At 41.3% G+C, this 22,104-nt stretch carries 21 protein-coding genes; 10 read left to right on the top strand and 11 right to left on the bottom strand.

The window, feature by feature from the left end; all coding sequences use genetic code 11:
- The first annotated feature begins 47 nt into the window (after positions 1-47).
- The 4 genes from F2B13_RS07765 to F2B13_RS07750 all read left to right on the top strand — a co-directional run bounded on the left by F2B13_RS07765 (position 48) and on the right by F2B13_RS07750 (position 4,339).
- A complete protein-coding gene (locus F2B13_RS07765; protein WP_149274514.1) occupies positions 48-2,117 on the top strand; it encodes a M16 family metallopeptidase in 2,070 nt (689 codons plus the stop codon).
- Positions 2,118-2,384: 267 nt separating this feature from the next.
- Positions 2,385-2,747, top strand: a complete 363-nt coding sequence (locus tag F2B13_RS07760; protein ID WP_149274513.1) for a hypothetical protein — start codon at positions 2,385-2,387, stop codon at positions 2,745-2,747.
- Between the two features lie 90 nt (positions 2,748-2,837).
- Entirely contained in the window at positions 2,838-3,857 is a 1,020-nt protein-coding gene (locus F2B13_RS07755; RefSeq protein WP_149303943.1) for a transporter, read from the top strand.
- Positions 3,858-3,919: 62 nt separating this feature from the next.
- A complete protein-coding gene (locus F2B13_RS07750) occupies positions 3,920-4,339 on the top strand; it encodes a hypothetical protein (protein WP_149274512.1) in 420 nt (139 codons plus the stop codon).
- Between the two features lie 75 nt (positions 4,340-4,414).
- On the opposite strand, the gene gldD is transcribed toward F2B13_RS07750, so the two are convergent.
- The 4 genes from gldD to mutY all read right to left on the bottom strand — a co-directional run bounded on the left by gldD (position 4,415) and on the right by mutY (position 7,979).
- A complete protein-coding gene (gldD, locus tag F2B13_RS07745; RefSeq protein WP_149274511.1) occupies positions 4,415-4,972 on the bottom strand; it encodes a gliding motility lipoprotein GldD in 558 nt (185 codons plus the stop codon).
- Positions 4,965-6,278 carry a gliding motility-associated protein GldE gene (locus F2B13_RS07740; protein ID WP_149274510.1) on the bottom strand — a complete coding sequence of 438 codons (1,314 nt, stop codon included), beginning with the start codon at positions 6,276-6,278 and terminating at the stop codon, positions 4,965-4,967. Before F2B13_RS07740 ends, gldD begins: the two co-directional genes overlap by 8 nt.
- Before the next feature lie 164 nt (positions 6,279-6,442).
- Entirely contained in the window at positions 6,443-6,913 is a 471-nt protein-coding gene (locus F2B13_RS07735; RefSeq protein ID WP_149274509.1) for a single-stranded DNA-binding protein, read from the bottom strand.
- Positions 6,914-6,935: 22 nt separating this feature from the next.
- Entirely contained in the window at positions 6,936-7,979 is a 1,044-nt protein-coding gene (gene mutY / locus F2B13_RS07730; RefSeq protein ID WP_149303942.1) for an A/G-specific adenine glycosylase, read from the bottom strand.
- A 176-nt stretch (positions 7,980-8,155) separates the two neighbouring features.
- On the opposite strand from mutY, the gene F2B13_RS07725 reads away from it, so the two are divergent.
- From F2B13_RS07725 to F2B13_RS07710, 4 genes are all read left to right on the top strand, one after another.
- Entirely contained in the window at positions 8,156-8,446 is a 291-nt protein-coding gene (locus F2B13_RS07725) for an HU family DNA-binding protein (RefSeq protein WP_013992739.1), read from the top strand.
- A gap of 308 nt (positions 8,447-8,754) precedes the next feature.
- Positions 8,755-10,302 (top strand): Rne/Rng family ribonuclease, encoded by a 1,548-nt coding sequence (locus F2B13_RS07720; RefSeq protein ID WP_149303941.1) that lies wholly within the window; start codon positions 8,755-8,757, stop codon positions 10,300-10,302.
- A gap of 177 nt (positions 10,303-10,479) precedes the next feature.
- Positions 10,480-12,348 (top strand): sulfatase family protein, encoded by a 1,869-nt coding sequence (locus tag F2B13_RS07715; RefSeq protein WP_149303940.1) that lies wholly within the window; start codon positions 10,480-10,482, stop codon positions 12,346-12,348.
- A gap of 44 nt (positions 12,349-12,392) precedes the next feature.
- On the top strand, positions 12,393-12,866 hold the full coding sequence (locus F2B13_RS07710) for a regulatory protein RecX (RefSeq protein ID WP_149303939.1): 474 nt from the start codon (positions 12,393-12,395) through the stop codon (positions 12,864-12,866).
- A 28-nt stretch (positions 12,867-12,894) separates the two neighbouring features.
- Here F2B13_RS07710 and F2B13_RS07705 read toward each other — a convergent pair whose 3' ends face one another.
- The 3 genes from F2B13_RS07705 to bioB form a co-directional block, all read right to left on the bottom strand.
- Complete coding sequence (locus tag F2B13_RS07705; RefSeq protein ID WP_149303938.1) at positions 12,895-13,392, bottom strand: DUF6646 family protein; 498 nt, start codon at positions 13,390-13,392, stop codon at positions 12,895-12,897.
- 39 nt (positions 13,393-13,431) lie between these two features.
- Entirely contained in the window at positions 13,432-14,292 is an 861-nt protein-coding gene (locus F2B13_RS07700; RefSeq protein ID WP_149303937.1) for a cupin-like domain-containing protein, read from the bottom strand.
- Positions 14,293-14,370: 78 nt separating this feature from the next.
- A complete protein-coding gene (gene bioB, locus F2B13_RS07695; RefSeq protein ID WP_149303936.1) occupies positions 14,371-15,465 on the bottom strand; it encodes a biotin synthase BioB in 1,095 nt (364 codons plus the stop codon).
- 235 nt (positions 15,466-15,700) lie between these two features.
- Between bioB and F2B13_RS07690 the strand changes: the two genes are divergently transcribed.
- A complete protein-coding gene (locus F2B13_RS07690; RefSeq protein WP_149303935.1) occupies positions 15,701-16,753 on the top strand; it encodes a sugar-transfer associated ATP-grasp domain-containing protein in 1,053 nt (350 codons plus the stop codon).
- Positions 16,754-16,783: 30 nt separating this feature from the next.
- Here F2B13_RS07690 and F2B13_RS07685 read toward each other — a convergent pair whose 3' ends face one another.
- Both F2B13_RS07685 and bioA read right to left on the bottom strand, forming a co-directional pair.
- Complete coding sequence (locus F2B13_RS07685) at positions 16,784-17,983, bottom strand: beta-ketoacyl synthase N-terminal-like domain-containing protein (RefSeq protein WP_198440097.1); 1,200 nt, start codon at positions 17,981-17,983, stop codon at positions 16,784-16,786.
- Positions 17,984-17,997: 14 nt separating this feature from the next.
- On the bottom strand, positions 17,998-19,299 hold the full coding sequence (gene bioA, locus F2B13_RS07680) for an adenosylmethionine--8-amino-7-oxononanoate transaminase (RefSeq protein WP_149303934.1): 1,302 nt from the start codon (positions 19,297-19,299) through the stop codon (positions 17,998-18,000).
- Between the two features lie 75 nt (positions 19,300-19,374).
- Here bioA and F2B13_RS07675 point away from each other — a divergent pair, with 75 nt between their 5' ends.
- Positions 19,375-20,997, top strand: coding sequence for an ArnT family glycosyltransferase (locus F2B13_RS07675; protein ID WP_149303933.1), 1,623 nt, complete (start codon positions 19,375-19,377; stop codon positions 20,995-20,997).
- Between the two features lie 42 nt (positions 20,998-21,039).
- On the opposite strand, the gene bioD is transcribed toward F2B13_RS07675, so the two are convergent.
- Together bioD and F2B13_RS07665 are read right to left on the bottom strand one after the other, a co-directional pair.
- Positions 21,040-21,657: a dethiobiotin synthase gene (gene bioD / locus F2B13_RS07670; protein WP_149274498.1), complete on the bottom strand. Its 618-nt coding sequence runs from the start codon at positions 21,655-21,657 to the stop codon at positions 21,040-21,042.
- Positions 21,654-22,097, bottom strand: coding sequence for a putative signal transducing protein (locus F2B13_RS07665; protein ID WP_232622908.1), 444 nt, complete (start codon positions 22,095-22,097; stop codon positions 21,654-21,656). The genes bioD and F2B13_RS07665 overlap by 4 nt, the downstream gene beginning before the upstream one ends.
- Positions 22,098-22,104 lie beyond the last annotated feature (7 nt).

Genomic DNA, 22,104 nt, shown 5'->3' with positions numbered 1-22,104 from the left:
AATGGCAAAGAAATACTTTTAGAAGCTACTAAGACAAAAACTATCCGATGAAAAAAATTTATTTCACCTTTTTATTAACAGTGCTAACGGTACACACTTATGCACAGGTAGACCGTAGCAAGATGCCCGCACCGGGGCCCGCTCCTGAAATCAACTTACAAGACCCCAAGACTTTTGAAATGAAGAACGGTCTTCAGGTTCTTGTTGTTGAAAATCACAAACTACCAAGGGTTTCCATTCAACTGCTTATTGATAATCCTCCCATTTTAGAGGGGGATAAAGCAGGCGTTTCAATGCTAACCGCAAGTTTATTGGGGCAAGGGTCGAAGAACATTCCAAAAGATGAATTTAACGAAGAGGTCGATTTTCTAGGTGCCCGCATCAATTTTGGGTCGCAAAGTGCCTTTGCCAGCGGTCTTTCCAAATATTTTTCCCGTATTCTGGAGCTGTTGGCCGAGGCCGCCATACACCCAAATTTCGTTCAGGAAGAGTTCGAAAAGGAAAAACAAAAATTATTAACCGGTCTTAAGGCCCAAGAAAAAGACGTTTCCGCCATCGCACAAAGAGTGAGTTTAGCCTTGGCCTATACCAAGAACCACCCCTATGGGGAATTTACTACTCAAGAAACCGTAAATAACATTCAATTGACCGACGTCGCCAAGTTTTATGAAAACTACTTCGTTCCAGCAAATGCCTACTTGGTCATTATTGGAGATGTGAATTATGACGAAGTGGAAAAACTTGTTGAGAAATTCTTCACACCTTGGACAAAAGCGGCCCCTCCCTCTTTTACGTTTAGCAGACCTTCGGAGGTACAGTACACCCAAATTAATTTCGTCGATATGCCCAATGCCGTACAGTCTGAAATCACCGTTGAAAATCTTGTAGACCTCAAAAAGAACGACTCCGATTATCTTTCGGCCATAATTGCCAATGAAATTCTTGGAGGTGGGGGCGAAGGCAGATTATTCCTTAATTTGAGGGAAGACAAGGCCTACACTTATGGTTCGTATTCACGCGTAGGCAATGATAAATACGCCCCGGCAAGATTTAGGGCCTCTGCCAGTGTACGAAATGCCGTAACGGACAGCGCTGTAGTCGAAATTCTAAAAGAAATGAAAAAGATACGGGAAGAACCAATTACAGCACGTGAGCTGGAAAATACCAAGGCAAAATATACGGGTAGTTTTGTCATGGCACTCGAAGATCCAGCGACCATTGCCAGATATGCATTGGATATTCAGACGGAGAACCTTCCCGAAGATTTCTACAAAACCTATTTAGAGCGCTTAAATGCAATTACCATCGAAGAAGTACAAAGTGCTGCCCGTAAATATATTACACCTGCTAAAGCCCGTATCGTAGTTACGGGCAAGGGAAACGAAGTGCTTGAAAACTTAGGGCAAGTTACTTTCGTAGGAGAAAAGGTGCCCATAAAGTATTACGATACCCATGCCGAACCGACCTCAAAGCCTAATTATGAGGCAGGCATTTCGGAAGACATTACCTCCGAAGAGGTATTACAACATTATATTAATGCCATTGGAGGATTGGAAAACTTGAAAAGTGTATCGGCATTTGCGCTAAGTGCCGAAGCGCAAATGCAAGGTATGCAACTGCAATTAGAAATGAAAAAAGCGGGTAAGGACCAGTTCATGCAAGAAATTAAAGTCGCAGGCAATTCTATGAGCAAACAGGTCATTAATCATGACACTGGATATATGATTCTACAAGGTCAACGCCAAGACATGGGACCTGAAGAATTGAAAAAAATGAGGGAAGAGTCGATACTTTTTCCCGAGGTTTCCATGTTAAAAGCTGACACGGCCATTGAAGGCATTGAAACCATAAATGGCAAAAAAGCCTATAAAATAAAATTATCGGAAGACAAAAATGCATTCTATGATGTGGAAACCGGACTAAAAGTTCAGGAAACAACGACAACGGAAATGGGCGGACAGTTAATGACAAGCATATTAAATTACGCTGATTATCAAGAGGTTTCAGGAATATTATTCCCTTTTCTAATCACCCAAACTGTAGGTCCCCAAAGTTTTGATTTCGTCGTTCAGGAAATCAAGGTCAATGAAGGTGTTACCGAGGCCGATTTCGAATAGCTTAAAAAACAGCCCTTTACGTCTCACACAAGATGAAGGACATCTTAGTTTTTTAAAAAGAGACAAATTTCAGCCCGAGGTTGTAGTTCAAACTGGCCCACCAGTCATGAGACCATTAATTTTATCGTTTAAAATCGGAAGTTGCCTTTGTTCCATCCGACATTGGTTATTAATCGGTTTGAAAAATTTATAATAGGTGCTTCCTTTTTCAATTCCATTCCTCTCCATAGGTCAAACATATTGTAAGTTTGCAAAATGCATATGCAGGTGAAATCGATATCGGCGTTGTTTTTTGTATTGCTCTACATGCTTGCAATGGCTCGGCCAGTGTTGCCTTTGTTCGAGTACATTATTGAAAAGGATTATATCGCGGAATTCCTCTGCATAAACAAAGAAAACACTGAACTAAACTGTAATGGCAAGTGCTATCTTATGCAAAAGATCATCGAGCAAAATGAAGAAAGAAAGCAAAACTTGCCACGTATTGCCATGGAAGAATATCCAATTGGTTTTGTGACTTTTGTATCCTTCCCGTTCCCGGCAGAACGCATTACGGAAAAAATAGTCCCTCAAAACTATAGCAACAGTTCCATTTTCTTTTTAGCAATAGAAGTTACCGACCGCCTATAATTCAGTCTTAGTTCTTGTTTTACAGTTACTATCTTCCTTTTGGGAATGGTAGAAGCCCACCTATCTTTTACTTTCTAAATTTTAATTAAAATGAATCTAAGACTAGCTGCCCTAACTATTATGGCAACATTATCAATATACGCGCAAAAAACATCCAACAATAGTACTACATGGTCGGCAGGAAGACCCGACGGGCACGCACCGATTTCAGTAATGGGCGATCACATGCATGGCAAAGGAGAATGGATGTTCAGCTATCGGTACATGAGAATGGACATGGACGACCTAAAAGAAGGAAGTTCCGATACTTCGGCCGACGAGGTATTGGCCGATTATATGGTAACCCCCATCAAAATGCCCATGGAAATGCATATGCTTGGGGCGATGTACGCACCAAGTAATCGTTTGACCCTCATGGCTATGCTGAATGCGGTCTCTTTGAAAATGGATCATTTGACCCGTATGGGAGGAAACTTTACCACCAAAAGTTCTGGCTTGGGAGACCTCAAAATTTCAGGATTGTACAAATTTTTCAACAAAAACAATCAAGTAATACACGGTCGCTTCGGTTTTTCAATACCCATCGGAAGTATCGACGAAAAAGATGTCACCCAGGCCTCTGCTCCTTATGAAACAGTATTACCTTATCCTATGCAGCTAGGAAGCGGGACATTTGATATAGACCAAGCACTAACCTATCTGCTTCAAGGACAGCTTTTCTCCTATGGTGCTCAGCTTTCAAGTACGATTCGAGTTGGAAAAAACAGTAGGGAATATGCCTATGGAAACCAGTTTCGTATTGCCAATTGGGCAGCAATGAAACTTACGGATTGGTTCAGCATTTCCGCGAGAATCGAACAAGTTTGGCTTGGTAGAATAAGCGGCGAAGACCCCGACTTGAACCCTATGATGGTTATAACGGCCAATACCGAAAACTCAGGTGGAACGCTATTAAATTCAGGTTTTGGTTTTAACATCTATGCCCCATCAGGGGTTTTTAAAAACTTGAGGTTCGGCCTAGAGTATGGCTTCCCCTTACACCAGAGCCTCAAAGGCGTACAGTTAAAACGGAAGCAAGCCCTCACCTTAGGTCTTCAATATTCCATGTAAACCAAAAAAGTTCATTCTGCCCGGAAAGAGCGGAATGGCCTATATTTGCAAAAATTACTGAAATGAAAAACAAGATTTTACTATTTGTCCTTGGTATATTGGCCATCACCACCACCTCTTGTAAAGAAGAAAAGGACTCTCCTAAAATGAAGGAAGTTTTGGCCATTCACGACGAAGTAATGCCCAAAATGACAGAATTGGGCAATCTGGTGGGTGAGCTTAGTAGCAAAGAAGACAGTACCGCACTTGGAATGCAATACAAGGAAGCGAGAATAGAATTACAGGCCGCCCATAAATCAATGATGGATTGGATGCAAAACTTCGGCAACCGATTTACACCTGATGAAGTTTTGAACGGAAAAGAACTTACAGATCAAAAAAAGCTGTGGTTAGATGAAGAAGAGGAAAAGGTATTGACGTTACGCCAACAAGTGAATTCGAGTATAGAAAAAGCAAAGAAGCTCTTAGAGCAAGAAAACTAGAAGACTAATAGGCCACGAAACTCCCATTTTTGGGCTCTTTTAAAAAATCACCGAGTAAAACCTGGTGAAATCATTCTAATCTTTCCAGCGCAAAGTTTCCATGATACGGCGGATATCTTCCCTCAAATAGGCCGCTGCCGGATAGATTGAATCGTAATTCGGCCTAGCGAGAAAATACAGAGAGCCCGTCACGAAATGCTCTGTGCTATCCGTTAAATAGAATTGTGCCTGGGAAGCAGCATCGCCACTGACCTCATATAACATGCCGTACACTTCATGTTCATTGTTGATAAAGGGCTGTTCTGAAATGGCTTCAGCCTTTGCAGTGTGTTCGTAACTGAACTTTTGGGCATCAGAAAGTAGTTTATCGATATTATGGTCGACAGTTTTGTAGTTGATAAAAATTTCCCCTTTCATCTTGGGATATTCCAAAGTTATCGATGTACCATTTTGATTCCTTACTGCCCCCATCTTGTTATATTGAAACCGAAATTTGGACGTTTGGAGTTCGCCCCATTCAGGCTTGGCATATTCAAGACGCAATTCGGCACTTGGTTTTGGCAAGACCTCTTCATTACAACTCTGTATCAAAAAACAGATAAGAAACAACGGGTAGATTAGAACTCTATACATCTTGGGGCAATGTTACTTTAATTTGTTTCAGCCTTTTTTTGTCCAAGCTCTCGACTACGAAGGTATAGTTGTTAAAAGTTACATTTTCTCCACGTTTCGGAAAACTACCTGCGATTTCGAGTACAAAGCCGGCAATAGTTTCCGACTCTCCTTTCTTATCCTCGAATTCTTGCTCCTCTTCCATTTTGACAACGCGATAAAAATCCTTCAGGGTGGTTTTACCATCGAACACATAGTTGAAATCATCGAGTTTCGAGAAAATCAAGTCTTCATCATCAAATTCATCGCTAATATCGCCGACAATTTCTTCAATGATGTCTTCAAGGGTAACAATACCTGATGTACCACCATACTCATCGACCACAACGGCCAAGTGATTTTTTTTCTCCTGAAAATCCAAAAGAAGATCATCCAGTTTTTTGTTTTCGGGCACAAAATAGGGTTCGCGAATCAAGGTCATCCAATTAAAGGCCTTTCTATCAATATAGGGCAGCAGATCCTTAACGTAGAGCACTCCCAAAACATTGTCCATATTCTCTGCAAAAACCGGAATACGAGAATATCCGTTCTTTTTTATTTCATTCAAGACTTCGGGAAATTTCATGTTTTCGCTCAATGCAAAAATATCGATACGCGGTCGCATTACCTGCTTCGTATCGGTGTTTCCGAACGAAACAATACCTTGAAGAATCTTCTGTTCTTCTTTCGTGGTATCGCCTTCATTGGTGAGCTCTAGCGCATGGGAGAGATGGTCAACACTCAAATTGGATTTTTGCTTACCCAATTTATTATATAAAAAAAGTGTACCGGAACGCATGGGCATGCTCAAGGGAGAGAAAATAAAATCAAGGGCCTTCAATGGATATGCCATGAAATAAGCGAAGGGTACTTGGTTTCGGTTGGCATATACTTTTGGCAAAATTTCCCCAAACATCAAGATCAAGAAGGTTGCGACTACGACTTCTAGAATAAAGCGCAACCAATCTGCCTGTATATCTGCAAAAAGGGTATCGCCTATGAGATTAAATAACAGCACTATACCGATATTAATCGCGTTATTGGCAATTAATATAGTAGCTAAAAGCTTTTTGGGGCGTTCTAAAAGTCTCACAATAATGCCTCCCCGTGTTGATTTCTGCTCTGCAATATCATTGACATCTGTAGCGGATAGTCCGAAAAAAGCTACCTCGGCACCCGAGACTAGGGCCGAACAGAACAAAAGCACGACAAGTATGGCGGCATTGAATACCAAGGCGCCGCCAGAAGCAATTAAATGGGGCAGTAAACTAAGGGGGTCAGGGTCCAACAGTCAGCTATTTAATATTGACCTAAAGATTGTAAAATTTTGACAGATCTAGGCAAATTTGGGGATTTGTTGATTAGAAACGTATTTTTTTGGAGAAACCTATACCTCGGGATAATTCAAAGCCCAAGCTCTCCAAAATAGCATTCAAATATCAACATTCCTTTTCAAAAAGGTAAATCGTCTTCTTCTTCCGATTGGTCTAAGGAAACAGTGTCGTTTTTTCTGGCCATTCCCGAATTTTTAGACCCCTCATTTTGTTGAGGTTGCTGATAGTTCTGAGTATTTGCCATACTCTCATTCTTAGTCGTCAAGAAAGTAAAATCTTGTACATGCACCTCGGTGGTATAGCGCGTATTACCGTCTTCTCCTTGCCATTGTCTATTTTTTAACCTTCCCTCTACATAGACTTTATCTCCTTTACTAAGATATTTCTCACATATTTCGGCCGCCTTGTTGCGTACTACTATATTATGCCAATCGGTATTTGTGACCCGCTCACCCGTCTGCTTATTGGTATAGGTTTCATTGGTGGCGATAGGGAACCTTCCGATACATCCGCCACCTTCGAAATAATGCATTTTTACTTCGTCGCCCAGATGCCCGATCAACATAACCTTGTTCAATGTTCCACTCATAGTGTACGAATTATTTTAAAGCTCAAAAGTACGAATTTTTAAACGTTTCCAAGAACTCCGCTATTAAAACAGGTACAGCGAATCTTTCGAGTTCATCAAAGGAAATGGCCCCCTCTATATCCCTATCCGTTCTGGCAATCCAAAATGTGGTATATAAATGTTGATGCGATAGTTTATGCACTATGGGTTGGTCATTGTACTTTTCAATTTTAGCGTTTAAAAGTTCGGAAAAAAGTTCGGAGTTCTGCGTCAGTTCCTCTTCCTCAATAATTTTTTCGGATTCTATAAGGGGAAATTCCCAAAGATTACGCCAAATACCATTCCCTTTTCGTTGTTTAATGAGTGTTCCGTTACTAGGGGTTAGAGGCACCACATAATTGAAGTAGCGCCTTCTTACCTTCGTTTTATTCTTCTTTACGGGCAGTTTTTCGACACACTTTGTTTGAAGAGCAATACAGCTATCGTTCAAAGGGCAGATAGAACAATCGGGGTTTTTAGGAATGCACTGTATGGCACCGAACTCCATAATAGCCTGATTATAGTCACGTATTTCATTCCCATCCATCACACTACGGGCCAAGGCTTTAAAATACTTAACGCCCTTTGTGCTATTTATAGGTAAATCGATTCCGTAATACCTAGAAAGCACCCTGTACACATTACCGTCTACAACGGGCTCAGGCTCTTCAAAACAAATAGAAGCGATGGCACTGGCCGTATAATCACCCACTCCTTTCAATTTTAAGAGTTCATTATACGTATTGGGAAACTGTCCGTCATAAGAGCCTACCACTATTTTAGCCGTAGTATGCAGATTTCTGGCCCTTGAATAATATCCTAACCCTTGCCATAGTTTTAACACCTTTTCTTCGGGTGCGTTCGCTAAATCATGAACCGTAGGAAAGTTTTTAACGAATGCCAAATAGTACGGCATACCCTGAGCCACCCTTGTCTGCTGGAGAATGATTTCCGAAAGCCAAATTTTATAAGGGTCATTCGTATCTCGCCAAGGTAGGCAACGTTTGTTTTGCCCGTACCAGAGCAAAATTCTTTGAGAAAAAGTCATTATTTACGTACTAAATCGCAAAATAACGGTTTATTTTGCCAACTTGGCCCTCCGTAGTCAAGTTCAAATAAAAAGTAATGATGAATCACTTAAAATTAGTTTGTTAGCCTAAAAGAATCAATTTAATTTATATATTTGCAACCCGAAAAAATTATTCTGAAAATTTAACACGAAAGATGACGAAAGCAGAAATTGTATCGAAAATCTCAGACAAGCTGGGAATTGAAAAAGGAGATGTCCAGGCTACTGTTGAGAGTTTTATGGAAGAGGTAAAATCTTCTTTGGAAGGTGGTGACAATGTATACCTCAGAGGTTTTGGCAGTTTTATTATTAAGACGAGGGCCGAAAAAACCGGACGTAACATCAGTAAGAATACCACGATCAAGATACCGGCACATAACATTCCGGCATTCAAGCCTGCGAAGGTGTTTGTAGAAGGCGTGAAGAGCAATGTACAAGTAAAGTAAAATACTAATCATATAAACAGGAACTTTATGCCGAGTGGTAAGAAAAGAAAAAGACATAAGGTGGCTACCCATAAGCGCAAGAAGCGTAGAAGAGCCAACCGACATAAGAAAAAATAACTTTAAGGTGAGTTGAAAGGGCTGAAAATTTTCAGCCCTTTCTATACTGGCCGTACAAATTTTTTCATTCACATGTTCTTTGACATAGAAATTCAAAATAAGAATTTCGGCGGATTCTTTTTTAGATCCGTTTCAATCATTGTTTAATCGATTTATCCCGTACAATATGGGATGAATACAAATACAATCAGGTGAATAGAGAATTAATCGTAAGATCTAGTTCCGATGCCGTTGATTTTGCCCTGCTAAAGGATGGAAAGCTCACCGAACTGCATAAAGAAGAAGACAACAACAATTTTTCCGTTGGCGACATTTTCTTGGCCAAGGTGCGCAAACCGGTAACGGGTCTCAATGCCGCCTTTGTCAACGTAGGTTATGAGAAAGATGCCTTTCTGCATTACCACGATTTAGGCCCACAGTTGGCTTCTATGCTAAAATTCATAAAGCAAGTGAGTACCGGCAAGCTAAAAGATTATAGCCTTGCAAAATTTCATTTCGAAAAAGATATTGACAAAAATGGCGTGATAACAGATGTTATCAAGGCCAACCAATCATTATTGGTTCAAATTGTTAAAGAACCTATCTCGACAAAAGGCCCTAGAATAAGCTCCGAACTTTCCATTGCTGGGCGTTATTTGGTCATGGTGCCTTTTTCCGATCGTGTTTCCGTATCGCAAAAAATCGGAAGCAACGAAGAAAAAGATAGGCTTAAAAGATTGGTGAAAAGCATCAAACCCAAGGGCTTTGGGGTAATTATCCGAACAGTAGCGGAAGGCAAAAAAGTAGCGGAACTTGACAAAGATCTAGAAAACTTGTTGGCCAAGTGGTCAACTATGTGTAAAAAACTGTGCAAAGCGCAGACACCCTCAAAGGTATTGGTCGAACTCAATAGAGCCTCTTCCATACTTCGAGACGTATTCAACGACACCTTTACAGGAATACATGTCGATGACGAAACGCTTTACGAGCAAATTCAAGATTATGTGCAAGAGATTGCACCCGGCAAGGAGCATATTGTTAAGCTGTACGATTCTTCTATCCCAATTTTTGAAAAATACGGGATTGAGCGACAGATAAAAACGTCCTTCGGGCGTACCGCAAGCATGAGCAAAGGTGCGTATTTAATTATAGAACATACCGAAGCGCTTCATGTAATCGACGTGAATAGTGGTAATCGTTCGAATAAATCCAAAAATCAAGAGGAAACTGCTTTGGAAGTTAATCTCCTGGCCGCCTCCGAAATCGCAAGACAATTACGGTTACGCGACATGGGAGGAATTATCGTAGTCGATTTTATCGATATGGTCAAGGCTCCGAACAGGAGAAAACTTTATGATCATCTACGAAACGAAATGAAAGATGATCGGGCAAAGCATAAGATTTTGCCTCCAAGTAAATTTGGACTTGTACAGATTACAAGGCAGCGGGTTCGGCCCGAAATGAATATCAAAACTACCGAGGAAAACCCCAATGGAAATGGAAAGGAAATTGAGGCTCCTATAGTTTTGGTCGATAAGATAAACGCTGACCTAGAAAAATTATTGAACGGCCCCAAGAAGGACAGTAATGTGACTTTAAATATACATCCTTTTATCGCGGCCTACATTACCAAAGGCTTTCCATCCATTCGTACCAAGTGGTTCTTGGAATATAAAAAATGGATTAAAATTCAACCACGGGATGCCTATACGTATCTCGAATATCGTTTTAAGGATAAAGACGGTAAAACCATTTATTAAAAAGTTTATAAAGCGATCTTCGGCTACGGAGGTCGCTTTTTTTATTTCCCAAAACTTCTCTTTTTGACCCTATCTTGACTTTTAAAATTTGAAGGTACACCGACTTACTTTATTTGAATGCAGTTTCAAGCCTTACTACAAATCGATATATTTGGTACCACCCTATTAAACGCACAGATGAAATTAAGAATATTACGCACGCTGTACGGTCTCGCTTTCATCCTGAATATGTACATATCATATGCTTCAGGAAAAGATGAACTAAGGCCCCCCAATATCGTTTGGATCACCTCTGAAGACAATTCAAAACACTATATGAAGTTATTTGACAAGAATGGTGTTGAAACGCCCAATATCAGATCTATGGCCAATCATGGACTGTTATTTACAAAATGTTTTTCGAATGCCCCTGTCTGCAGTGTCGCCCGTTCTACTTTAATTTCCGGAATCTACTCCCCAAGGGCAGGATCACAATATCATCGTAAGCTAAAGAAAGTTCCTATGCCCGAAAACGTTCAAATGTTTCCGGCATATCTACGGGAGGCCGGCTATTATACCACGAACAATAGCAAAGAGGATTATAACTTTTTTAAGCCTCACGGCGTTTGGGACGAGTCGTCCAAAAATGCATCTTACCGCAACCGAAAAGGAGAACAGCCTTTCTTTCATGTAATCAATATCGGTACGACCCACGAGAGCAGCCTCCATTTTGGGAAAGACGAAATGGCCAACCCTACAAAAAACGACCCCGCAAGGTTTAGTGTCCAACCCAATCATCCAGACAGTAACGTTTTCAAATACACCAATGCACGGTATCGCGATAATATAGTAACTATGGACGGCCAAGTCGGTGAGGTCATGCATCAGCTCAAAGAAGACGGGTTACTTGCCAATACCTTTATATTTTACTTTGGGGATCATGGAGGTGTTCTGCCCGGAAGCAAGGGCTATCTATATGAGACCGGACTACATGTTCCCTTAGTAGTATATATCCCTGAAATGTATAAACGACTGGTCGATGCAACAATGGGTTCAAGAGTGGACGGTTTTGTAAGTTTTATCGATTTTGCCCCTACCGTACTTCATCTCGCTGGAGTACCTATTCCTGAAAGCATGGATGGAAAACCCTTTCTTGGACCTAAAGTAAAAGCCGAAGAACTCGCCCAACGCGACGAGACCTATGGTTATGCAGATCGCTTCGACGAGAAGTACGATATGGTACGATCCTTTCGAAAGGGCCGATTTAAATATATAAGAAGCTATCAACCCTTTAATTTTGATGGTCTCATGAACAATTACCGCTATCTTCAACTGGCCTATCGGGAGTGGGCGGACTTATATCGAGCGGGAAAGCTCAACGACGTACAAGCCCGTTTTTTTCAGTCCAGGAAGCCAGAACTACTTTATGATATAGAGTCCGACCCCTATGAAACCCAAGATCTTTCACAAAATCCCGAATATTCGGACATACTAGTAGAAATGCGAAATGGATTAAGGTCGTGGACGGCGAACATGCCCGATTTGTCCTTTTTTCCGGAACATTATCTTATCGGCCATGCTTTCGACAACCCTGTTTCTTTCGGGCAAGAGAACAAAGATAAGATTCGAAAGTATATTGAAACGGCAGACTTGGAACTACTCGATTTTGGAACAGCAGAAAAAGGCCTTATCAAAAGTCTTCGCGCTACCGACCCATGGGAACGTTATTGGGGGCTTATCGCCTGCAGTACGTTCGGCGCTAGGGCCCGATCTGTGAAATCTTTAGTGAAAACGATTTCACAAAATGAAAGTGAAAAACCCATAAACAGGGTAAGGGCAGCTGAATTCCTAGGCTTGATACGTGCCGAAAACCCCATTCCACTGATGACCAACGCCCTTTATGAAACAAAAGACGGAGCAGAAGCGCTTTTAATTTTGAACACTATGGTATTGATGAAAGATGGGCACGGCTACTCTAACATTTCACTTTCTACGAACAAACTGGATGAAGAGGTCAAAGAAAATGACGAAGTGAAAAGAAGATTGGCCTATCTCGTTCAGAATTGACAAAATCTAAAGATTTTAAAAGCGAATAGACGTACTTTTCGAACATGGCAAACCGCAAAACCTATACTGTATCAGAAGCAACGAAAAAACTCGAAAGCTACTGTGCCTATCAAGAGCGTTGTCACCAAGAAGTAATACAAAAATTAAGGGGTATGCACATGATACCAGCGGCTATCGACCAAATTATCGTTCATTTAATCGAGCACAACTATCTTAACGAAGAGCGGTTCGCAAAGAATTATGCCAGAGGAAAATTCAACATTAAAAAATGGGGAAGAAATCGTACCGCCAACGAATTGAAAAGACGCCAAATCTCGTCTTATAATATTCAAAGGGCACTTAAGGAAATAGATGATGACCTCTACATAAAAACATTTCATGAACTTGCAGAAAAAAAATGGGGCCAACTGCACGAAAGCAGTGTTCAACTCAAAAAAAAGAAACTAGCCGATTATCTTTTTTACCGGGGTTGGGAGAGCCATTTGGTCTATGAAAAAATTAACGAATTGGCACCTTAAAGACTAAATCTCAGCGTACACTTTGTACTTATAAAAAATTGAAAGTGGCACCCATACTTACCGAGAACTGATTATGTAATTTTTCTGCTGGCGTGAGGTCTCCTGTCTTATAACTGGCAATGGGGAAACCTAATTCGGTGTAGATACCAAAACCTTCCGAAAAGAAAAAACGTGCTCCAGTATGGAACCCAAAATTCTTAAGGCCTAAATCAAGCCCGGGATACAAATCAAAGCGATCATCTACGCCGATAACAGACCCCAAATGGGCGCTAAACCTAGCTTTCGCATCAAAGCGCTCCTGAGCACCATTGTCGACACCATTAGCTATTCCCAAGAGATAAGCGGAAGTGGCACCAACGGAAATATTCTCGCCCAGTCCATAATCGAAAGAAGCTACGATACCAGATGCGTTATTTTGAAAATTGGCGCCTACCTGAAATTTTTGGTCTCCCTTACCCGAATAGGCTTGGGCACCTACCAAGGTCGTTCCTGCAATAAGAAAAAAAATGTATAGTATTGTTTTCATGAACTCTGTTTTTGTTTTTTAAAGGATGGTTCGGTAAAATCAAAGAGTTAAAATCCTATCTGTACGTTCAATAGCTTTTGAATTCTTATGTTCTATCCATTTCTGACCACGCCATTTTCGCATAAATACGTCAAAACTGCGCATAATAAAAATGTTATATAGACCTCGGGCAAAATTTAGCGGATTTTTAGGCCATGAACGTAGACTCATCGAGAAGCCTGGAGTTATATACTTCATGTAGTGCCAATAGCCCTCAGGCATATACAAAACTTCACCGTGTCGCAATTCGGCCCGGTACCCCTCTGCCTTCTTTAGCGCCGGCCATTTCTCATAATCCGGATTCGAAAAATTAATACTCTCGTGAGTAATCAAGGAGTGGGGCACTTTGTACAGATTTTTAGTTTGTGATGGCGGAAACAAGATGCATTCTTTCTTTCCCTCAAAATGAAAGTGAAAGATATTGGCCAAATCGATATCATAATGCATGAAGGTATACGAATCTTCCCCACCGAAAAAAAGCATGGGCAATTTGCGTTTTAATTTGAGCCCAAAATCAGGAAAATCGTAATCTTTCTGTAATTCTGGAACTTCCTTTAAAACATTCCAAAGAAAAATTCGATATTTTGTCGGTCCCGATTTCAGAAGCGCTACGTAATCCGCCATTTTCATTTGGGCATGGGGTTCGTTAAAACCGTCTTCATGGTTAACGGGGCGGTCATCATACAAGGGCACTTCTTTGTGACCCGCAACTTCTTTAATATAGTCTAGGTTCCATTTACCAATTGCCGGCCAATTATCAACGGCCCGTTCCATAACCACTGGTTTTTGTGGTTTAAAGTACAACTGCAGGAAATCTTCCTTAGTGATAGAACCTACCCTTGGAATTTCTTCTAATCTCAATGTTGATCGACTTATTTTTAGGGCTTAAATTTAAGTATCCTAACCCAAATATTTTCTTAAAATTAAGATAATGTAAGGTTATTCGACAAGTTTTGACGGTGTCTTGGCCTCTTCATTTCGAGCGATGGTATGACCTGGTCTGCTCCACCGTGGCTTTTCTCCCAAAGGCTGTAATTCCGATTCAAAAGCTTCAACGGTTTTCGGCTGGGCTACCTTGGTAAATGGCTTTTGCGGGGTAAGCCCTAGAAGTTTGAACATCTCCATATCTTCATTTACATCGGGATTTGGTGTAGTCAATAATTTATCTCCGGCAAAAATAGAATTTGCCCCAGCAAAGAAACACATAGCTTGCCCCTCCCTACTCATTTCGGTACGTCCCGCCGAAAGACGCACTTGGGTTTCCGGCATGACAATACGTGTTGTAGCCACCATTCGAATCATTTCCCAAATGGAAACAGGTTCCATTTTTTCCATTGGCGTACCCTCAACGGCCACTAGGGCATTGATCGGTACCGATTCGGGTTGCGGGTTCAACGAAGACAAAGCCACCAACATTCCGGCTCGGTCTTCCAATTGTTCTCCCATGCCAATAATACCTCCACTACACACGGTGACATTACTTTTACGCACATTATCAATGGTTTCCAGCCGATCTTCAAAGGCACGTGTAGAGATAACATCCTTGTAATAATCCTCAGAGGTATCCAAATTATGGTTATACGCATAAAGACCAGCCTCTGCCAGACGTTTGGCCTGATTTTCAGTTAGCATACCCAAAGTACAACAAACTTCCATATCAAGCTTGTTGATGGTACGCACCATTTCGAGCACCTGATCGAATTCGGGACCGTCTTTTACATTGCGCCACGCCGCCCCCATGCAAACTCTAGAGCTCCCTGATGCTTTTGCACGAAGTGCTTGGGCTTTTACATGCGAGATGGTCATCAAATCATTTCCTTCTATATCCGTATGATAACGGGCTGCTTGCGGGCAATAGCCACAATCCTCAGGACAACCTCCGGTTTTTATTGAAAGTAGGGTAGAGACCTGAACGGTGTTCGGGTCATGGTTCTCCCTATGAACGGAAGCCGCTTCATAAAGCAAATCCATCAAGGGTTTGTTGTAAATATCAAGAATTTCAGATTTAGTCCAGTCGTATTTGATATGGCTCATGCCCTTAATTTATTTCACTTTCAAAAATAGACCAATTATAATTCACACCCAAAAAAGCTAATTTAAAATCATCGAACAACAATGATCCTGTCATTTATCCATGAAATGATACAATCGGTACATCTTTTTAGCATATTAAGCATCATGCACTTATATTTATTTAAAATGTTAGGATGTCGACCTCCGCTCTCTTATTGGCCCCTACAAACAATAAGAAGCAAGATCAATAAAGACGATGGAAAATTTAAAGAAGAAAAACCGTCTACTTTCTTTTTTAAGGGACAGCAATAAAAAAAACTTTTTTCAGATGTGTAAGGAGGTGGCCATCTTGGCCTATCTGCGGGGAGAAATTCCTAAATTCTATCTAAAGCATCTTTATAAGAAAGAATTCAAAAACTGGAAATATTACTTAGGAACAAGGTACGGCAATCTAATACGACTCAGTAAAGTTTTGCACAAGCCGGAAAACGTTTCAATAATCTCGAATAAATTGTTGTTCGCATTTCACTTGGAACGCCATGGGCTCGAAACCCCTAAAATGGTCGCCTACAATCTCGGTTCACGTTTTTTTTACAAGGAAAAATGCCATGAAATAGGTACAAAGGCCGACCTCTTAAAATTCTTTGAAAATACCTTTAGCGATAGAAAAGTGGACGCCTTATTCGTAAGACCCTATTCTTTGTACGGAGGTGATGGCATTTTCAAACTGCGGGCAACAGATTTTGCGGACACTCTAGACGCCCATTTTGAGCATTTTATGAAAGGTGGGTTTATAATTACGGAATGTATTGTTCAGCATCCACAAATTGCAAAAATACATAACAGTTCAGTTAATTCCATTAGGTTTCTGACATACATTGATGATACCAAAGAAGTTCAGATTGTTTCGGCTTTCATGCGGTTCGGCACAGGGTCAAGAATTATCGATAATGCCTGTGCCGGAGGCTTTTTTATCGGCATCGATATGCCTTCCGGACGTCTTAAGGAAAAGGGGTACCGATTGGCCCTTTACTCTGGAAAAGAAGTTTTCGAGCATCCTGATAGCAAATTTAAACTTGAAGGGTTTGAGATACCCTATTTCAAGGAAGCCTGCGACTTGGTCAAGAAAGCTGTACAGCACATCCCTGATCGATTAATCGGTTGGGATGTCGCTATTTCGACAAACGGGCCGGTCATTATTGAGGCCAATGAAGGGCCTGGCCTACATATCTCTGATATGGCCTACGACGGACTCCTAAGGAATGAACATATTCAAGAGATGATGCGTAACGTGCTTTCGGAATCGTAGCTTATAGACAATGTGTTTGCTGTTTCCGGCCTACGAATACGATGGCATTGTACTCAATAAAACAGTCACCGCATTCCCTCCAAAACCAACGGCATTGACCATTACTTTTGAAAGTTTCTCCGGTGCACCCGTTGGGGCAACATAAGGTACCGGAACAAATTCTTGGTGCTGCAACATCAAGACAGCTAGTTCTAGGCTTAACATTCCGGAAGCCCCGAAAGTATGCCCCAATTTCCATTTATTGGTGGTCAAAGCCGGAATTCGAGGCCCGAACACTTTTTCTATCGCCCGATATTCCGACATGTCCCCTTTTATGGTCCCAGGAGCGTGCATAACGATAACGTCAACTTCAGAAGGGTCGGTACTGCCAAGGGCCATTCGCATCGAACGTTGAAAACACAGGGCATCCGCAGAAATCGAAATATTGTGTTGCAGCGGTTCCGTGGCGTAGCCGACTCCCTCAATCAAGGCCAACGCTTTTTCTTGTAACCCCTTTTCCAAACAGACCACGGCGGCCCCTTCCCCCAGCACCATGGAGTTCCTTTTTTTCGTCAAGTCAAGGGCTAAACAGGGGTATTTTTGTGAAGCGTCGCTTTCTATATTTTCGTTCGGTTTATCCGCATAAATCTTCAGGGCTCTCATTTGCGCGATCGTGAAAGGGGTTAAGGGAGCCTCACTCCCTCCTACCAAAAACTTGTCGACCATTCCGCTTTGAATCCAGGCAACACCGTTCAGCAACGCATGCAAGGCCGTTGAACAGGTAATCGAATGCGATATTTCGGGTCCTCGGCAATTCAGATCATGTGCGACCCAAGAAGATATATTTCCCAATGTAGTGGTAGGTGAGGTGAGAGTCGCCGCCCTGTTGTTTTTTAAAAATGCTTCATGGTACTTTTCGAAAAGAGCGGTGGCCCCGCGAGACGACCCGATATTGATCCCAAAATTACTATTCGGTTCCCAAGCTGATGACTCTATGGCCTTTCTGGAAACATTAAGCGCATAGAGCACAGACGGATCCAAATCTTGATACTTATCCTCCGAGTTTCTTAAGAGGTGCATTTCCTTTTGTACAGCTTCTTGAAAAGTAGCCGCCCACTCTTCATCCTTACCAAACTGCCGTTTGCCTAAGAAATGGCGCTTATTTTTATAGCTATCCCAGATAGCATCTGAAGAACTTCCTAAAGAGGAGATAGAAGCCATCGAGGTAATAGAGATTGATTCCTTCAACATGTTCGTGTACTTTCTTATAAAAAATTTAGGGCACTTCTTATCGTTCCATATATTTTTTGCAATTGGGCATCTGTTATAACATAGGGAGCCAATATATAAACGGTATTGCCCAATGGCCTGAGAAAAACCCCTTGTTCCATAAAATGGTCAAACAATCTGTCCCGTAAATTGCCATACCGTTCCATTTTCACATTGAGTTCCAAAGCATAGATAATACCGCGTTGCCGGGTACGGGCTACTTTAGGATGCTGCTTGATTTCTTGATCGAACTTTTGGTGCGATGCCATAACACGCTTGATGTTTTGCTGCATGCTCGGGGTTTGTAATAACTCCAATCCGGCCAAAGCCGCAGCACAGGCCAATGGATTTGCTGTGTAGGTATGCCCATGGAAAAGTCCTTTTGAGATGTTATCACTATAGAAAGCCTCGTACACCTCTTCAGTACAACTAGTTATGCCCATTGGAAGGAGTCCAGCGGTAAGCGCTTTGGATAAACAAATAATGTCTGGTTTTGTGGTTACATAGTCCGATGCAAAATGCTTCCCCGTTTTTCCAAAACCCGTCATTACCTCATCGGCAATGGTAAGTACCTTGTGTTCCTTCAGAAATTTCAGAATACGGTCAAGGCTATGCTCATCATGCATTTTCATAGCGGCAGCACCCTGAACCAAAGGTTCGTAAATAAAGCCAGCAATAGAATGCTCCTTTAATTTTTTATCTAGATCGCAGAGAATTTTTTCTACGGTTTCCTTTGTAGGAACGGGAATACGTTCTACCGCGATAAAATGTTCCTCAAAAGGACCATTGTAAACCGACAGCCCTGAGACGGACATTGCACCAAACGTATCTCCATGAAATCCCTCCTCGAAAGCCAGCATCACATTTCGCCTTTCCCCTTTGTTGAAATGATACTGCAAGGCCATTTTGATACCTATTTCGGTAGCAGTGGACCCATTGTCGGAAAAAAATAATTTCATTTGGTTGGCGGGCAATATCTTGATCAGTTCTTCGGAAAGACGTACGGCGGGTTCATGGGTAAAACCACTGAAAACAACTTGGTCAAGTCTGTGCATCTGTTGGTTCACCCGTTCAATGATATAATCGTTACAATGACCATAAACGCTGGTGTACCATGAGGCAATGCCATCTATATATTCCTTGTCGTTCTCATCATATAGCACTGCACCCTTCGCCCTAACAATACCTAACATATCAGGATGTAGTTTATGTTGTGTCAAGGGGTGCCAAAGATGCTTTTTATCTCGTTCTGAAAGACAATCCTTAGTTTTATGATCAACTGAATTAAATGAACCCATCTTACAAAGATGCGTAAATTATAGGTTCTTTATCAAGTATTTTGATGATCTTTGAGGCCGTCCATTTAAGAAGATATGAAATTTTCGGATACCGTATTTTTCTCTAAAAACGATGATAAAAATCTTAATCGGCTCGCCTTTTTTACCATTGTCGTTTATATTGTTTCTATTTTCTACAACCTGCATATTTCCCCTCTCTATGCGGAAGAACCCCGTCGAGCACTAGTCGCCCTGGAAATGCTATTGAACAACAATTTTATAGTTACCACCCTACTCGACGAAACATTCTATGACCACCCTCCCCTTTGGAATATTATTTTAGCCGGCAGTCTCAAGATCTTTGGTTTTAACACCTTCGCCCTTCGTTTTCCATCAGCATTCTCGTTACTACTCACGGGACTGATTACCTACATTATGGGCAAAAAATATATAAGTCACCGATTTGGCATACTCAGTGCCCTATACTATTTGGTCAGTGCCGATCTGTATTTTTATTTTTCGGTGACTGCCGAAATAGACATTTTTTATTCGCTACTAGTATTGCTTTCTATTTACAGCGTCTTTCACTTTTACCAAAAAAAACAATTTTACTTGCTCTTTGGCTGTGCCTATTTTTTTATTACGCTAGCTTTTTTGACCAAGGGATTCGCATCTTATGCCTTCGTTATCATTACCCTAACGACCTATTTCTATTACCAAAAGGACCTGAAACGACTTTTGTCAATTCCTCATTTACTATGTGCAGGAGTATCAATTTTGGTGGTTGGCCTATATTTTTACATGTATGGCCAATACGAAGATTTAGGAGCTTATGTTTCGGAAATGTGGGGTCTGACCAGCCAACGCACCGTATTGGGAAGAGGATGGGGCGGCTTGATACGCCACCTATTGCTTTTTCCTTTAAATTTTTTAGGGGTGCTGTTTCCAGCCACCCTGTTCTTACTCTTTTTCTGGAAAAAAGAGGCATTCAAAAACAAACGGTCTCGGCCCTATTTGGTTTTTTTAGGTCTTATTTTCTTGGCAAATTTTTTGGTCTACCTTGTATCACCAGGTGCACGTATTCGATACACCTATATGTTTTTCCCCATGGCCATTACTGTTTTGACCTTCCCATTATTCTTACAACTCGGACATAAAAACTGGCAAAACACTAGTTACCATACTTTCTTTCAAATATTGATCATGCTTTCAGCTTTTGCCTGTTTCTTTATACCCTTTCTCGACTATTTCAAAGCGCTTTCATACCTTAAATATACGGGGCCATTCTTCGGTGTTTTACTTTTGGCGCTTTTCTTTATGCACAAGAATACCGTTGGCTATGCTAGACATCTCTTTATTATCAATTTTATTATTATCTGTCGCTTGGTTTTCGATCAGGTTGCACTTCCTATGAAAGCAGTCAACTCATCAAGCGCGCCCCATAAAATGTTTGCCCAAGAAATTAGGGCCATTACAGGCGACCAAGAACCCCTCTATGTTTTTTCCCAAGAGCATATAAGGAATCACGACCAAGTGCCTTTTCGTTTTTACGAAACCGCAGCATACCTTGAACTATGGCGAAAAAAATTGGTTGAAAAGACGCAACAATGCGAAATACAAGGATACTATATCTTTAATGTGGTCAATTTAGAAGGGCGGCAGCCCCTTTATTCATTTACCATTGGAGATATCAACCTGGCTTTGGTCAGAATAGAGTAAGCCATAGGGCCATACTTTACCAATACAGTAGATTTTCCATTTTTAAAGGGTTTTTAAAACGGGTGCGAGCCGATCGGCATACTTCTTTACGATGGCCTTATCAAACTGTTCTTCTTCCTCTATACGACCGATAAGTGAAACACCGGTCTTGTGAAGTATAATATTTTCGGTATGTGGGTTAGGATTGCCACTAAAAAGCACGGATACGTCATAACCCTTTTGTTGCAGCCAGTATATGGTCAACAAGGAATGGTTGATACTTCCTAAATAATGTCTTGACACGACAATAACTTGATAAGTCGGCATGATAATATCGAGCACCGTATCACTTTCATTAAAGGGTACCAAAAGGCCTCCACAACCTTCGATAATCAGTGAATTATCGGTATTTGGCTCACGAATTTCATCACGATCGATGACAATACCATCAATCTCTGCTGCGGCATGGGGACTCATGGGAGAAGTTAATTTGTAACTGCTGTCATGAATAACGGTTTTGGGGTTCGAAATAAGGTTTTTGACCCTATCGCTATCGGTATGGTCCAAATCGCCGGCTTGAACAGGTTTCCAGTAATCCGCCTCAAGGGCTTCAGCCATAATTGCGGAGGCAATAGTCTTACCTACTCCAGTTGATATTCCGGTTACGAAAATTTGCTTCATGCTATATTGAACTTGTTTTTACAATTTTCACATCGATATTTATATGCGGTATAAAAAGGCAATACCCCGAGTAAAAATCCCACTAAAAAGGAAACCAATGATTTAAAATCCTCGATTCCGGTAAAGTAATCGATCTGATTACTATTACAACTCGGGCAGGTAATCTCCTTGCCGGTATCATCAATGGAGTACCTACTGATCGACCTTAATATTTTCATGGCCTCCGCCTTATCCTCGGAATGCACCTTTAGTTTGACCCCTCCGATAGCATTGCTTACTAGAGGGTCTGTATCGATAGTAAGGTTATCGGAAACAAAAACCCGTATCCCTTCAGCTTCCAAACGACCCTTTACGATCTGTGCCTCCGTGGAATATTGAAAAGTAGCAACCGTACTAAAAATCTCTTTGTTATTTATATGTTCAAGATATCGTACGACCAAACCGATG

The sequence above is a fragment of the Pareuzebyella sediminis genome, assembly GCF_008367235.1.
In the GTDB taxonomy this organism is placed as follows: domain Bacteria; phylum Bacteroidota; class Bacteroidia; order Flavobacteriales; family Flavobacteriaceae; genus Pareuzebyella; species Pareuzebyella sediminis.
This window is presented reverse-complemented; position numbering and strand designations above follow the sequence as displayed.

Excerpts from the sequence above, each read along its gene's own strand:
- F2B13_RS07765 (WP_149274514.1), top strand. The coding sequence starts at position 48 with ATGAAAAAAATTTATTTCACCTTTTTATTAACAGTGCTAACGGTACAC.
- F2B13_RS07755 (WP_149303943.1), top strand. The coding sequence starts at position 2,838 with ATGAATCTAAGACTAGCTGCCCTAACTATTATGGCAACATTATCAATA.
- F2B13_RS07750 (WP_149274512.1), top strand. The coding sequence starts at position 3,920 with ATGAAAAACAAGATTTTACTATTTGTCCTTGGTATATTGGCCATCACC.
- gldD (WP_149274511.1), bottom strand. The coding sequence starts at position 4,972 with ATGTATAGAGTTCTAATCTACCCGTTGTTTCTTATCTGTTTTTTGATA.
- F2B13_RS07735 (WP_149274509.1), bottom strand. The coding sequence starts at position 6,913 with ATGAGTGGAACATTGAACAAGGTTATGTTGATCGGGCATCTGGGCGAC.
- mutY (WP_149303942.1), bottom strand. The coding sequence starts at position 7,979 with ATGACTTTTTCTCAAAGAATTTTGCTCTGGTACGGGCAAAACAAACGT.
- F2B13_RS07725 (WP_013992739.1), top strand. The coding sequence starts at position 8,156 with ATGACGAAAGCAGAAATTGTATCGAAAATCTCAGACAAGCTGGGAATT.
- F2B13_RS07715 (WP_149303940.1), top strand. The coding sequence starts at position 10,480 with ATGAAATTAAGAATATTACGCACGCTGTACGGTCTCGCTTTCATCCTG.
- F2B13_RS07710 (WP_149303939.1), top strand. The coding sequence starts at position 12,393 with ATGGCAAACCGCAAAACCTATACTGTATCAGAAGCAACGAAAAAACTC.
- F2B13_RS07705 (WP_149303938.1), bottom strand. The coding sequence starts at position 13,392 with ATGAAAACAATACTATACATTTTTTTTCTTATTGCAGGAACGACCTTG.
- bioB (WP_149303936.1), bottom strand. The coding sequence starts at position 15,465 with ATGAGCCATATCAAATACGACTGGACTAAATCTGAAATTCTTGATATT.
- F2B13_RS07690 (WP_149303935.1), top strand. The coding sequence starts at position 15,701 with ATGGAAAATTTAAAGAAGAAAAACCGTCTACTTTCTTTTTTAAGGGAC.
- F2B13_RS07685 (WP_198440097.1), bottom strand. The coding sequence starts at position 17,983 with ATGTTGAAGGAATCAATCTCTATTACCTCGATGGCTTCTATCTCCTCT.
- bioA (WP_149303934.1), bottom strand. The coding sequence starts at position 19,299 with ATGGGTTCATTTAATTCAGTTGATCATAAAACTAAGGATTGTCTTTCA.
- F2B13_RS07675 (WP_149303933.1), top strand. The coding sequence starts at position 19,375 with ATGAAATTTTCGGATACCGTATTTTTCTCTAAAAACGATGATAAAAAT.
- bioD (WP_149274498.1), bottom strand. The coding sequence starts at position 21,657 with ATGAAGCAAATTTTCGTAACCGGAATATCAACTGGAGTAGGTAAGACT.